Annotated in this window: 12 protein-coding genes, 1 tRNA gene and 1 pseudogene; 7 read left to right on the top strand and 7 right to left on the bottom strand. The window is 39.4% G+C overall.

Going from position 1 to position 13,656, the window contains the following annotated elements; translation table 11 throughout:
• The first annotated feature begins 20 nt into the window (after positions 1–20).
• Both P9211_RS07895 and P9211_RS07890 read left to right on the top strand, forming a co-directional pair.
• Positions 21–683, top strand: a complete 663-nt coding sequence (locus tag P9211_RS07895) for an LON peptidase substrate-binding domain-containing protein (protein WP_012196181.1) — start codon at positions 21–23, stop codon at positions 681–683.
• Positions 683–1,612 carry a methyltransferase domain-containing protein gene (locus P9211_RS07890; RefSeq protein ID WP_012196180.1) on the top strand — a complete coding sequence of 310 codons (930 nt, stop codon included), beginning with the start codon at positions 683–685 and terminating at the stop codon, positions 1,610–1,612. Before P9211_RS07895 ends, P9211_RS07890 begins: the two co-directional genes overlap by 1 nt.
• A 4-nt stretch (positions 1,613–1,616) precedes the next feature.
• On the opposite strand, the gene pheA is transcribed toward P9211_RS07890, so the two are convergent.
• Entirely contained in the window at positions 1,617–2,462 is an 846-nt protein-coding gene (gene pheA / locus P9211_RS07885) for a prephenate dehydratase (protein ID WP_012196179.1), read from the bottom strand.
• A gap of 53 nt (positions 2,463–2,515) precedes the next feature.
• On the opposite strand from pheA, the gene P9211_RS07880 reads away from it, so the two are divergent.
• Positions 2,516–3,028 (top strand): DUF1997 domain-containing protein, encoded by a 513-nt coding sequence (locus tag P9211_RS07880; protein ID WP_041391623.1) that lies wholly within the window; start codon positions 2,516–2,518, stop codon positions 3,026–3,028.
• An 18-nt stretch (positions 3,029–3,046) separates the two neighbouring features.
• Here P9211_RS07880 and P9211_RS07875 read toward each other — a convergent pair whose 3' ends face one another.
• From P9211_RS07875 to P9211_RS07865, 3 genes are all read right to left on the bottom strand, one after another.
• Positions 3,047–3,637 carry a ribonuclease HII gene (locus P9211_RS07875; protein WP_012196177.1) on the bottom strand — a complete coding sequence of 197 codons (591 nt, stop codon included), beginning with the start codon at positions 3,635–3,637 and terminating at the stop codon, positions 3,047–3,049.
• Positions 3,638–3,639: 2 nt separating this feature from the next.
• Complete coding sequence (locus tag P9211_RS07870) at positions 3,640–5,514, bottom strand: Rne/Rng family ribonuclease (RefSeq protein ID WP_012196176.1); 1,875 nt, start codon at positions 5,512–5,514, stop codon at positions 3,640–3,642.
• Positions 5,515–5,762: 248 nt separating this feature from the next.
• A complete protein-coding gene (locus P9211_RS07865; protein ID WP_012196175.1) occupies positions 5,763–8,411 on the bottom strand; it encodes a TIGR03960 family B12-binding radical SAM protein in 2,649 nt (882 codons plus the stop codon).
• Between the two features lie 133 nt (positions 8,412–8,544).
• On the opposite strand from P9211_RS07865, the gene P9211_RS07860 reads away from it, so the two are divergent.
• From P9211_RS07860 to P9211_RS07850, 3 genes are all read left to right on the top strand, one after another.
• Complete coding sequence (locus tag P9211_RS07860; protein ID WP_012196174.1) at positions 8,545–9,771, top strand: LL-diaminopimelate aminotransferase; 1,227 nt, start codon at positions 8,545–8,547, stop codon at positions 9,769–9,771.
• 21 nt (positions 9,772–9,792) lie between these two features.
• Entirely contained in the window at positions 9,793–10,143 is a 351-nt protein-coding gene (gene clpS, locus P9211_RS07855; RefSeq protein ID WP_012196173.1) for an ATP-dependent Clp protease adapter ClpS, read from the top strand.
• A gap of 65 nt (positions 10,144–10,208) precedes the next feature.
• The gene (locus P9211_RS07850) at positions 10,209–11,039 is read left to right on the top strand and encodes a CPBP family intramembrane glutamic endopeptidase (protein ID WP_012196172.1); all 831 of its coding nucleotides are present in this window, start codon (positions 10,209–10,211) and stop codon (positions 11,037–11,039) included.
• On the opposite strand, the gene P9211_RS07845 is transcribed toward P9211_RS07850, so the two are convergent.
• Entirely contained in the window at positions 10,961–12,595 is a 1,635-nt protein-coding gene (locus P9211_RS07845; protein WP_012196171.1) for a photosystem II high light acclimation radical SAM protein, read from the bottom strand. The two genes, P9211_RS07850 and P9211_RS07845, sit on opposite strands and share 79 nt — an antisense overlap.
• A gap of 71 nt (positions 12,596–12,666) precedes the next feature.
• Positions 12,667–12,738: transfer RNA gene (locus P9211_RS07840), tRNA-Thr, on the bottom strand.
• 70 nt (positions 12,739–12,808) lie between these two features.
• On the opposite strand from P9211_RS07840, the pseudogene P9211_RS09450 reads away from it, so the two are divergent.
• A pseudogene (locus P9211_RS09450) lies at positions 12,809–12,967 on the top strand (photosystem II assembly family protein); the annotation flags it as partial.
• Here the strand turns inward: P9211_RS09450 and P9211_RS09910 are convergent.
• Complete coding sequence (locus P9211_RS09910) at positions 12,893–13,636, bottom strand: low-complexity tail membrane protein (protein WP_012196169.1); 744 nt, start codon at positions 13,634–13,636, stop codon at positions 12,893–12,895. The pseudogene P9211_RS09450 and the gene P9211_RS09910 sit on opposite strands and share 75 nt — an antisense overlap.
• Between the last annotated feature and the right edge of the window lie 20 nt (positions 13,637–13,656).

Raw genomic sequence — 13,656 nt, 5'->3', positions numbered from 1 at the left:
TATTCAAGTAGGGAGATTTCGTGTCGGACCTTGCAGTAAGGGAGTTGCCATTATTTCCGCTTCCTGAGGTGGTTCTCTTTCCTCAGGAGGTTCTCCCTCTACATATTTTCGAGTCTCGTTACCGAATGATGCTGAAGAGTGTGTTAGAAACTGATAGCCGCTTTGGCGTTGTTCGTTTTGATCCACATACTAAAAGAATGTCTGAGGTTGGATGTTGCGCTGAAATAATCAAGCATCAAACATCTGAAGATGGCCGCAGCAACATCATTACTCTTGGTCAGCAACGTTTTCGAGTGCTTGAGTTGACAAGGAAAGCCCCTTTTTATACTGCATTAGTTAGTTGGATAGATGACTCTCAAGTAGAAAGTCAAGAAGATTTAAAACAACTTTCGGATAGGGTTTTGCTTGCTTTAAAAGATGTTGTTTCACTTACAGGAAAACTTACTGACTCAGATAGAACCTTGCCTGAAGGCCTGCCAGAAATGCCAAGAGAACTTTCTTTTTGGGTAGCAGCTCATTTGGGAGGGCCAGTAGCTGATGAACAACAGCACCTTTTAGAGATGCAAGATACAACCAACAGACTTCTCAGAGAGTATGAAATGCTTGATCATACCCGTAAACAACTTGCTGCTCGTACAGCATTAAAGGAAACACTCAAAAATACAGATCAAGCAAACACTTGATGGGTACATTAATTTCTTTATTGGTTGGTATTTTATTAATATTGATCATATGGATTTGGTTAAAGACTAATCGAGCTTATAAGAGCAAATCAAGTGTTTCACTAGCCTATGATTCTTGGACTAATGACCGCCTTCTAGAGAGATTGTGGGGAGAACATATTCATCTTGGCTATTACAAAGATAGTTCTGTAAAAACTGATTTTAGGCAAGCAAAAGTTGATTTTGTACATCAATTAGTCAAATGGAGCGGTATGGATCATTTGCCAAAAGGCTCACGAATTCTTGATATTGGTTGTGGTATAGGAGGTAGTGCAAGAATCTTGGCAAGAGATTATAACTTTGATGTTTTAGGAATTACTATTAGTCCTCTCCAGGTTCGGAGAGCCCAAGAATTGACTCCTGAGGACTCTACTTGTCGATTCGAAGTAATGGATGCTTTGGATCTTCAACTAGAAAATGGCAGCTTTGATGGTGTATGGAGTGTGGAAGCTGGGCCGCATATACCTGATAAACAACTTTATGCAGATGAGATGCTTCGTGTATTACGTCCAGGCGGTGTTTTGGCTGTTGCGGATTGGAATAGAAGAGATATCCAAAAGAAGAAATATGATTTTTTGGAAGAACTTGTGCTTCGTCAGCTTTTAAATCAATGGGCCCATCCCGAATTTTCTACTATTAATGCCTTTCAAAAGAATTTATCGAATAGTGCATATTCTGCAGGTACTGCAGATACAGATGATTGGACAAGATTTACGATACCTTCCTGGAATGATTCAATAATCGAAGGAATTAAAAGACCAAAAGTCTTTTTTGATTTGGGGCCAAAATCCTTCTATAAAGGATTTCGCGAGATTCCTACTATATTATTAATGCGGTGGGCTTTTTCTGTAGGCCTAATGGAGTTTGGTGTCTTTAGAACTAGAGGCTGATAATCTAATCAATTTCAAATTCTTCATTTTTATATGAACCAAAATAAACTATATTTTCACAAAGAGGTTCAAGTAATCTTTTAAGCTTCTTATTTGTATCTATTAACTTATCTTTTAGGTCAATATCAATAAAGAATATATATTCTCCCAACTCTCTTTTCGATGGTCGGGACTCTATTCGACTCATGTTCAAGCCTAGACTGGCGATGCAATTTAATGCTTTTAATAATGAACCCGGTTTATTTGAATGTAGCGAAAATGCAAAGCTGGCGATGTCACCTTCTTGATTACTTTCATTGTTTTGCAGTAACACAAAACGTGTGCAATTACCTTGGACGTCATTGATTGGGTAGGCTAACTTGCTAAGACCATTTATTTCTAAGGCGGCCTTGGTAGATCCTATAGCGGCACGGAACTTACTGCCTTGAACCATCCTTACTGCTTCGGATGTTGAGCTGGTTGGTAATTGCAAGCAGTTAGGTAGATTTTGATTAAGCCAGCCACTGCATTGAGCAAGTGCCTGCGGATGAGAAAGCACTTCAGATATTTCTTCTAAAGAGCCACTCCCAATAAGAGCGTGACGAATTGGTATTACTACGGCACTTTTAATAAATAAATTTGGATGCCCCCATAAAGCATCAAGAGTTTCCGTGACTCCACCTTCGACAGAATTTTCAATAGGAACTACTGCTGCTTCACAATGTTTTGTTGCAACATTTTCAATGACTGATCTAATCCCTGAACAAGGTAAAAGCGTTGCCTCGGAAAGCTTGTCAAGCTTTACTAATGCATAAGCTGCCTTTTCTGCATAGGTCCCTCTCGGTCCTAAATAGGCCACTTTAGTTGGCATTGTTTAAAAAGAGTGCGAGTGTCGATAGGATCATGTCGCGTCAGTTGCCAATTATGCCTCTGGCCTTCGATGCCCGACAAAAACTTGATTTGTCAGTCAAAAGCCATTCAGAGCGACTTTCTGATTATCTCTTACAGCAGGAAAGAGTTGTAGGAGCAATGCTTGATTCAAAAAAACTTATTGCTTTGGGCGATGGAAATTTTCGCTATACAGTTACAAGCTTTAAGGTTTTTCAGCTAGAAGTTAACCCAGTAGTATCAATTGCTGTTGTCAATATTGAAAATGCTTTGCAAATGAAGGCAACTGATAGCACTTTGGATGGATTGGGATTGGTAGATGATTTTGAATTAAAACTTGATGCGACTTTAAGAGCTACTGAACAAGGGTTGAAAGGAGATGCGCATTTAGGGGTGACCGTTAGTCAACCTCCTTTATTGAAATTTGTTCCATCTAATATCCTTGAATCTACAGGCCAATCAATTTTAAATGGAATTTTATTAGGGATAAAAGCTCGCGTAGGTCAACAGTTGATCCAGGATTTTGGTAGATGGTGCAAAGAGAATTAAGTCTTGAAACAGGAAGCCCTAAGAGTCTTCAAAGATAATTTTGGATAAAAAAGATTTTCTATGTAGTTGAGTAGGTCCTGATTTGATCAATGCTTTTCTGTGATTACTTGTTCCATATCCAACATTTGTTTCTAGTCCATATCCAGGGAATTGTTTGGCCAAGCGCTTAATTACTTGATCGCGTGATTCTTTGGCTATCACACTGGCGGCCGCGATTGCTGGGGACTTGCTCTCTCCTCTTATGAGATTTTCTTGATTGCCTTTCCATAAACGAAGAGGAAGTGAGCCATCGATTAATAGCAGACTTGGGTGGATTGTTAATTTATGAATAGCTCTTAGCATCGCTTTCTCTGTAGCTTTTCTTATGCCCTGAGAATCGATTTCTTTTGCGGAGGCTTGACCTATACCCCAGTTGTCAGCAAGTTTTAGAATTTCAGGAAATAATTGTGCTCTTTTAGCTTTAGTTAAGAGTTTGCTGTCTTTCAAGCCTGCGTCGAGTAGTTGGTTCTCAGAGGAATTATTTAACATTACTGCTGCAGCAAAGACTGGGCCAAATAAGCAACCTTTGCCAACTTCATCTAAGCCTGCAATTTTTATTCCCTCTTCCACAATTAATTTGAAGCAGAGGATCTTCGTCTGCGTCTTCTCGAGTCATCTAACTCACCTTCTGGAGATATTTTTTCGTCGTCTACACGTTCTAATTCTTCAACAGAACCAATGTTTTCGGGCATATTATTCGGTGTATCTTCTTTGGCAATATCTATGAGGACTTCGTCTTCTGAAGCTGTTATAACTTCTTGATTGTTGACTAATAAAGAGTTTTCTAGAGTTGTTTTAGTACTGCGACTTGCACCGTTTTTTGTTTTTCTTCTGCGCTTATTCGTATTCTGTGAAAGTTGTTGTTTGGCCTCTTCCAGGATATTCTTTGCGTCTTCGCCAGGTCTAACTACATGAACTGATAAATTCTCATTTGTAGGCTGCGTCTCTAGTAAAAGAATTGGATTAAGGCCTAAAGAGCTAAAAACATATTCTTCATCAGGGCTCATATTTACAGCAATTAGTTCAGGTTCTTGCCTAGGGTTTGTCGATTCAGATTCGCTTTCTTGATTGTTTGCTTCAGAATTAATTGCCAATGTTGATGATTCACTTTCCTGAGCAAGATCGGGATTTTTTGCTTTGCTAATAACTTCTTTCGATGGCAGTATTTTTTTCGAAGAATCTTCTGTTTGTATCAACCCACCTATAGTTGCCGATGTTTGTATCTCTTCTTTGCCTGGGATCTCTGCAGTATGCCCGAGCCCATTGCAAGTAGTGCAGGTTTTACTAAATAACTCATAGATATTCTGACCTTGTCTTTTCCTAGTGAGTTCAACTAAACCAAGCTCAGTTAATTGAGCTATTTGAGGTCTTGAAGAGTCATTCTTGATTGCAGAAGTAAAGTACTCGAGTAATTGCAGTTGATCCCTGCGTGACTCCATGTCAATGAAGTCAATAATAATTACACCACCAATATTGCGGAGTTTTAATTGTCTTGCTATTTCTATTGCTGCTTCACAATTTGTCCAAAGAACTGTTTCTCGAGAATTAGATGAACGTGTAAAAGACCCTGAATTTACATCGATTACCGTCAAAGCTTCTGTAGGTTCGATGATGATATAGCCACCTGACGGAAGCTCTACTCTTGGCTTTAAAGACTCAAATATAGTTTTATTTATCTTGTAATGATCAAGTAAATTCGTTGGTTGATCATGAGACTCGACAATGATATTTGAATCTACTCCTAGAAATCCCTTAGCCCTTTCAACACCTCCAGGAGTTTCAACGATTACACTTGTTAGCTCGGGGCTAACATGATCTCTAAGGATTCTATTGATAAAATCTTCTTCTCTATTTAAAAGTACTGGAGGGCTTGACTGCTCTGAGGCTTGTTGAATTGATTCCCATTGCTTTAGAAGAGCTTCAAGATCAGTTATTAAGAGCTCTTCATTAATTCCTTTTGCCTCTGAACGTATTAAGAGACCTGTTCCAGGTGGTTTGATTAATACACCGAGAGCTCTTAATCGATTACGTTCATTTTCTGAGTTGATTTTACGTGAAATATTTACCCCTTGTCCGTTTGGTTGAAGTATCAGATATCTTCCTGGTAAGGCAAGATTACCGGTTAGTCTTGGGCCTTTAGAGCCAGTTGGTTCTTTCATGACCTGAACCAAGACCTTTTGTCGAGGCTCAAGTAGCTCATTGATTCCGGCAGCGTGTTTCTTGAGTCTTAATGGACCAAGATCAGTGACATGAATAAATCCATTTTTTTCACTTGCTCCTATATTTACAAAGGCTGCATCTATTCCTGGAAGGACATTCTCTATTGTCCCTAAATAGATGTCTCCGATTTGGTAGTGACCTTGGGCGACGATTAACTCGTCCACTCGCTCATCGGTAAGCAAGGCCGCTATACGCACTTGCTCAGCGATGACAACTTTCTGCGGCATATAAAGAAAAAGTAGTGGCTCTGATTAGCTAGCCTGTTTCAAAATTTGCAGTATTGCTGCAATGAATGAGTTAGTTGAAAATTAGTGACCAAAGATCTTGGGAAGGTAGAACAAGCTCTTAAATGAGATGGTGGCTCAAAACTCGGCTTAAAACTTGCCGAATCATACAAGGAGAGATTAAGACTTTCTTCCTAAAAACTAAGGCTTAGTAAGCTCAGGAGGAGCCTTTTGCTAACCCTTCTATAACTTTAGCATCTTTTCAAGATAAGTTGATTTCTTTTAAGGTCTGTTATCTCAATAGACTTCCCTAAGTATTTAGCAAGCCAGTATTTTATAAACTCTGGCTTAATGCTTTTCCCTAATGGTGTTATGTAAGAATGAAACTGAACTTCTACATGCTTGATTAAAGTTAATTCATTACTTTCATTGACACTTGTTTTTAGTTTAAGAGACTTTAGCTCTCCTCTAAAATCTCTTTCTCGTTTTCGACCTTTTTTGTCCAGGTCACGCCACATAAGTGTTGTTGATTTAATAATGCTTTGAACAGCTTTATTTATTTCATAGAGTGAGGCAGTCTCTTCAGAGGCCAATTTCAAATTGAAACTCCAAATTGCTTCTTTGAGCTCTTGAGAAAGACTTTTTTTGCTAACAGGAACCAACTCAGAACTTGATAAGTTGATTCCTTCAGGTAAATTTTCCTGCAGCTTTGTTTTTATATTTGTAGGGTTAACTTCCTTGCAAAAATCAATATCCATCCACTCTCCTAAAGCTTCTACACCTAATGGCAGTGCAAGAGCGACTTGCATGCGGGGAAGAGGATGGAATCCACCTGAATAGCTTATTGGCAGCTGGCTTCTTCTTAGTGCTCTTTCTATTAACCTTACAAGATCTAAATGACTTATAAGATGCATTGGCTTTGTTTTAGAAAAGCATAATCTGACTCGACAGATTTTCTGAACTGGAGGTTCTTGAGGAATTTTGAGAGTGGGTATTGCGGGAGGTTTTGCGATTTCATTGTGTCCTAATTCTGAGCCACATACCCCACAACTACTGCATGCATTAAAAGAGCAATCATCTACCACAATTGCTTGAAGCGCTAATTGCAAGTCTTTGATTAGCCAGCTTTTATCTATCCCTGTGTCTATGTGATCCCATGGAAGTGATTGGGAGCAAAATCTGATTAAATCTTCTTTGGTGCAAGCTTGTGCTTCGCCCCAGTTTCCCAATTCAAGTTTTCTTAGTTTTTGATCCAATCCTTCTTTTTTAATTGCAAGAGACCATGCTTCATATGCTCGATCTTGTGATTCAAACCATGCGTCCATTCCAGCTCCAGCTTTCCAAGCAGCCTCAATGACTGGAGCTAACTTTCTATCCCCTCTGCCCAGAAAATCTTCAATGGAAGAAATCCTTACATCAGTGAAGTTTACTTTTAGACCTCTTAATGTAATTAGTTGTTCTTTCAGTAGTTTTTGCCTTCTAATAAATTCAGATTTTGAGACACTGTGCCATTGAAAAGGGGTGTGTGGCTTTGGTGTGAAATTACTAATTGTTAGGTTTAACTTGAGATGTCCTATGTCATTGCAACTTTCCTGTAGCCATTGGCATGTTTTTGCGATACCAATTACGTCATTATCTGTTTCTCCAGGTAATCCAATCATGAAATAAAGCTTGATTTTTCTATAACCTGTCTCCATTGCTTTACGAATTCCATTAAGCAAATCGGTGTCTGTAAGTCCTTTGTTGACGATGTCCCTTAGTCTTTGGGTCCCTGCTTCTGGTGCAAAAGTTAGACCTGCTTTTCGGCTTCCTCCAATTATATGGGCAATGTTTTCATCAAATCTATCTACTCTTTGGCTAGGCAGTTGTAAAGTGATATTTTGATCAGCAAGACGGTTCCTTAGCTCAACCCCAACGGCGGGTAGGGATAGATAGTCACTACAACTAAGCGATAAAAGTGAAAAGTCACTATATCCAGTTTCCTTCATTCCTTTTTCTACAGCATTTATAACTTCTTCGGGGTCAACATCTCTTGCAGGTCTAGTAAGCATGCCTGGCTGACAAAAACGGCATCCGCGTGTACAACCTCTTCTTATTTCAATTGTGAGACGGTCGTGCACTGTTTCTATGTTTGGGACTAATCCAGTTCCATAGTGCGGGATAGGTGTGGAGACACGTCTTGTGATTGTTGAAGGCGTTAATGGATGCAATGGTTGAATTGACCCAGAATTTTCTTCAACTTGATATAGCGAAGGAACGTAAACACCAGGTACTTCCGCAAGTGTCTGAAGTGCTTGAGAGCGCTTAAGGTTTGATTGCTTGCATTCTGAAAAAACTAGTCCAATTTCTGGTAGAAGCTCTTCTCCATCACCAAGTGCAAAAAAATCAAAAAAGTCAGCATAAGGCTCTGGGTTACTTGTAGCTGTTGGCCCACCAGCAAAGATTAATGGAGGAGACCTTAGGTCATTTAATTCAAAGTCATGCCGATCCTTTGAGTAGAGAGGAATTCCTGCTAGATCCAACATCTCTAGAATATTTGTTGCACCAAGTTCGTAACTAAGGCTGAAGCCAAGGAGATCAAATGCTTTTAATGGAAGACGGGATTCGACAGCAAATAATGGCAAATTCTTTTCTCGAAGTCGCTTGGCTAAATCTTTCTCAGGTAAATAGGCTCTATCACAAAGTTGATTAGGAACACAGTTCAGTATTGAATAGAGAATAATGTGTCCAAGATTACTTGCGCCAACTTCATAAAGCTCAGGGTATGTCAGTACCCAATGAACTTGATTGGTTTCCCAAATTCGCTGCTTTACCCCTAGTTCATGCCCCATATATTGTGCGGGCTTGTGCACACCAACATCCACCAATTGATCAAACTGATTTTGATTAAGGTGATTCATATTTTTTGCAGAGCATGTTTAGAGGGATTGTTCAAAACAGGCAAAATCTTTTTATCTATACATCGTATGTAGTTCCTATCTACATAGGGACCAATTTCATAGCAGGATACAAAGGATTAATAGGATTTTTCTAGTGGTTCAGATTAACGGAAGCTATCTAAAGCTAAAAGCAGGTTACCTTTTCCCTGAAATTTCAAGAAGGGTTAATGATTTCAGTACTGCTAATCCAAAAGCAGATTTAATTCGTCTGGGCATTGGTGATGTCACTGAACCCCTTCCTAAGGCATGTTGTAATGCCATGCAATTAGCTATAGAAGAAATGTCTACAGAAGCTGGTTTTCATGGTTATGGACCTGAACAAGGTTACTCTTGGCTACGAGAGGCAATTGCGAAATTTGCATATCAAGCTAGAAATTGTGAAATAACACCTGAGGAAATCTTTGTTTCTGATGGGTCCAAGTGCGACAGCAGTAATATCCTTGATATCCTTGGCGATAACAATCGAATTGCAGTAACGGACCCTGTTTATCCTGTATATGTTGATAGTAATGTGATGGTGGGGAGAACCGGCTTGGCTGAAAAGTCTGGTCGTTATCAAGGTCTGTCATATATACCTATGAATGCCGAAAATGGATTTGAAGCTGAGATCCCTTCCGAGCATTTTGATTTGATTTACCTTTGTTTCCCAAATAATCCAACAGGGTCAGTAGCAACCAAAGAGCAATTGATGCGTTGGGTTGAGTATGCAAAAAATCACGATGCATTAATTCTTTTTGATGCTGCTTACGAGGCTTTTATTCAGGACCCTGAATTACCTCATTCCATTTATGAAATTGATGGTGCTAGAGATTGTGCGATTGAATTTAGATCATTCTCTAAAAATGCAGGTTTTACGGGAACTCGTTGTGCTTTTACCGTTATACCGAAGTGTTTGAGAGGTCGATCTCCGAGTAATGATGAGGTGGATTTGTGGTCTTTATGGAATCGACGACAAAGTACTAAGTTTAATGGAGTTAGTTACATTGTTCAGCGGGGAGCAGAAGCGGTTTATTCCCCTGAAGGTCAATCTCAGGTTTCTGATCTCATTAGTTTTTATATGGATAATGCCCAAATTATTAGAAGTCAATTATCTAGCATTGGATTACAGGTTTATGGTGGGCAAAATGCACCTTATGCTTGGATCAAAACCCCTGAAGGAATGGATTCTTGGGCATTTTTTGATTACTTACTACAGAAAGCAAATGTTGTAGGAACCCCTGGGAGTGGTTTTGGATCATCCGGGGAAGGTTATTTTCGTCTATCGGCTTTTAATAGTAGAAATAAAGTTAATGAAGCGATGCGCCGGATCACGAGTATTTGAGTGGAATTTGTCTTAGAGGTGATGAGCCTCGTAGATTGGAATTACTTACCCACTGGAATAATGGTGGAAGCGACAGGTAGTAGCCCCGGAGGGGCAACAGTAATTGAAAAACAGTCAGAACTTGTGAGGAAGAGATCCCCTCGATACAAGGTCTTACTTCACAACGATCCAGTTAATTCAATGGATTATGTGGTTACTACTTTGCGACAGGTGGTACCCCAATTAAGTGAGCAAGATGCCTTGGCTGTGATGTTAGAGGCTCACAATACGGGAGTTGGACTTGTGATTGTATGCGATTTAGAACCTGCTGAATTTTACTCGGAGTCTCTTAAAGCTAAAGGGCTTTCAAGCACAATCGAAAAAGAAACCTGATTACTTTATTTGCTGGTTTTTGGTACAGGTGGCTAACTCAACGGTTTCGTTGGGTGCCGATTATCATGCTTTTGCCCTTGTTATATTTCATTGGCTGGTTGACTGTTCAGCCTTTACGCCTCATAAATTCGAAGATCCCTCAAGAAGATCTTGCTCTATTTGGAACAATTCTTACATTTGTTTATTTTTGCTTGATCATTCCTCATTGGGTAAAGGTTAGATGGAAAGCAAGGAGACCTTGGGCAGCGTTAGGTTTTTTTAAATTAAGTAAAAATTATTTTTTGGTTATTTTTTGGAGAGGTTTGTCTTGGGCTTTGCTTTTAATATCTGCAATTGGAATATCTGTTTGGGTGGGGTCTTGGGGAGTTTGGATAGGTGACTTGAAGTTAGACATCTTTATTAATGCGATTGCTCTTGGCATTGGGGTCGGTTTAGCAGAGGAGTTGATTTTTCGCGGTTGGCTTTTAGAGGAAATGAATTTAATTTTTGGATTTCGATGGGGGATTTTTATTCAGGCTGCAATTTTTAGTCTTTCTCATACCCCTTTTAGCTTCGGGGTGATAGGAGCATTATCTGTTTCGTTTGGACTATTTCTTTTGGGAATAGTGCTCGCCATCCGTAAAAGACTGGATGGAGGGTCTTTAATTAGTTGTATTAGTCTTCATGGAGGATTAGTAGGAATATGGTTTTTATTAAATGAAGGTTTAATTAGCCTCTTGCCAAATACACCTTCTTTGTTGTTTGGTCCAGGTGGATTGACCCCAAATCCTATTGGAGGCTTAATAGCTATTGTTGCTTTACTTTGGACAATATGGTTTCACCGGACAGCATTTGCTATAGCTCGAGAGCCTTGGAGAGGTGCCCGCAATGCTTCTTCTAATGGAGCAACTCCATAATCTCTTTCTAAGAAGTCAAAAACTGTGCGCCCAAAGTTCACTGGATCATGGTCAAATGCTTCTAAGCAAATTCTCCCAAAAATTTGACCCATTGGTTCCGGATTCCAGAGAAGTTTTCTTGCAGTCCAGGGCATCATGCTCATGGGATTGTATCCAGGTTTTAAAAGCCCTTGGTCAAATCCATATTGCTCTAAATGAGTATGTGGCTGCAGTCCAATGAAAAATATTGCTGGTTCAACGTTTTCTACTCCAAAAATCCTTTCTAGTTCTTTGTGATATGCAATTGTTTGTCGAATGGTTTCAGAAGTTTCGTCAATTACATTGAACGAGTAATTGACTGAAACATGATCACGGAATCCTGCATTTACTAGCAGTTTACAGTTCTCCAGCACTGTTTTTAGGTTGTATCCCATACGCATCTTTCTTACTAATTCTTGTGAACCGGAGGTGATCCCTATTTCGAAATAGTTCATTCCAGTCGCAACCATTAAACTTGCTAGTTCAGCATCAAGATTGTCTGCTCTGATATAGGCAGCCCAATTGATCTCAGTTAAACCTTCTTCCAGAATTGCTTTTAACAGTTGTTTGGCATCTTCTATATATCGTCTTGCAGGAATAAATTGAGCATCGGTAAACCAGAATTTTCTAATACCGATGTCATATAGCTGTCGCATTTCATTGACTACCTCTTGGACTGGATTTATGCGAACTTGCTTTCCTTCAACGACTGTATAAACACAGTAACAACAATTATGAGGGCAGCCTCTTTTCGTTTGAACCCCTACATAAAAATCTCCACCTTCTAGGTACCAGTTAAGTTGTGGCCATATTGAAGAAATATATGAATAATCACAAGCAGTTTTTTGGGAACTTTTAGGTTGTTCATGTATGAGTCCAGGCCTAGGAGGGCTTCCGATAATAAAACATCTGTCTTGGGAAATATCTTTGCCTTGTAGTAACTTCTCTAGTAAGGGTTCACCTTCTCCTATTGAAATAATTGTTCCTTTTGGCAAAGATCTTGCAAGTTGTTCATAAAAAACACTGACAGCACCACCACCAATAAGAGCTCTCGCATTCATATTATGTTTTTTGGCTTCATTGAGCCCTTTCTTTATTAATTTTGTGTTTCGCCATAATTCTCCATAATGGCTTTTCATTAAACGTATTCCCCCTATGGCACCTCGTATTCTTTTTAAAGGGTTTTGAGCATAGAAAGCTTCAAAAGAGTGTTGAAGGGGATTGCCTCCTCGACCATCAACGGGCGCATAGATTTGAATATCTCTCCAGGAATAAACAAGTAATGAAGGCCTGAAGATTTTTATCTTGTTTAATAAGATTCTCTCTACATCAAGTACAGGCAGTGCTGCTAGGTCAAGTATCTCTTGGGAAAGGCTTGGGAAGCATTTGTGTATATGGTCTGCGAGGTATACAGGACCAATTGGGAATATTGGGTTGCAAGGAAGTCTAATTATTAGAACTTTTTCAATCTGAATATTATTAGTAGTAGTTTGCCTGCTCACTATTAATTCATTGGATTGTGTTTGGCTCATTTTCATAAGCTTACTAGGTCTACAAAAAAGAAGAGAGGCAAAAAAATGGTTAAGTGTTGGGAGTAGATTAAATAAAGTGCCGGTGAATGGAATTGAACCATCGACCTACTGGTTACGAATCAGTTGCTCTACCCCTGAGCTACACCGGCTTAACCCTCCCCTGCACAACTTTATTGCTTTAGCCTTCATCTTTCCTGTTATAACCTTCGCAAACTGACTTTGACATTAGATCCAAAAGTTCGCAAAAAACTCTTAAAAGAGTCTAGAAATCCATTCCTAGGGATTCGTCGGATCCTTTGGATTTCATTGCTTGGGTCTGCTGGCATTGGTTTGGTAATCATGATCATCAGATTGATTAGTGGAGATAGCGTCCTTTTTGGGGATCTTGGGATTCAAATAACTGCTTTTTTGGTGCTTGGCTTGCTTACTATTTTTGATAGACGAAGAAGTGATTGAAGCTGAAAAATCTATTTGCTTAACTGGTAAAAAGCCAAATCCAACGCAGCATCTTGATTGAAGAATCTCAGTAGGTGTTAAAAACTCAATTTTGTTTAATTCTTCTTCGGATATGGCCAATAGCCAAATACTTTGGCAAATCTGATGCCATTGCCAGAGAATTAAGGAGAGAAGAGGCATTGCCTTGAGGAGAATGACAATTCTTGAATTACTTTGGAAAGGTGAGATTTCATTTATAACTAAAGCGGATTTATCAATTTGCCAAAAAACAATTGTCAGTAATACTGCACCTCCCCAAAGGGCTATACGGGGGATTATATGCTTTTGAACAGTGCTGAGTTGAAGTTGTAGTTTTGACCGATGCTCAATGGGTATCTTCAATATTAGAAGGGACCCCCAGTCTGGCGGTCGTTGAAAGAAATAAATTGTGGGCAGGATTATGGAGATTCCAGTGAAAATTATTCTTTGAAATTCAGGGAAAGGTCCTGGCTGAGCTCCTGCAAGAATTAGCCTCAGGAATAAGCACTCAAGAGGTATAAAACCAACCGCTAAGAGTTGAATCCATAAAATCGGCTCTCTACGGCTAGACAAGGTAAATCAGAGGCAAATAG

It is taken from the genome of Prochlorococcus marinus str. MIT 9211 (assembly GCF_000018585.1).
Lineage (GTDB): Bacteria > Cyanobacteriota > Cyanobacteriia > PCC-6307 > Cyanobiaceae > Prochlorococcus_D > Prochlorococcus_D marinus_B.
Note: the sequence above shows the minus strand (reverse complement) of the source record. Positions and strands in the feature narration are given on the sequence as shown.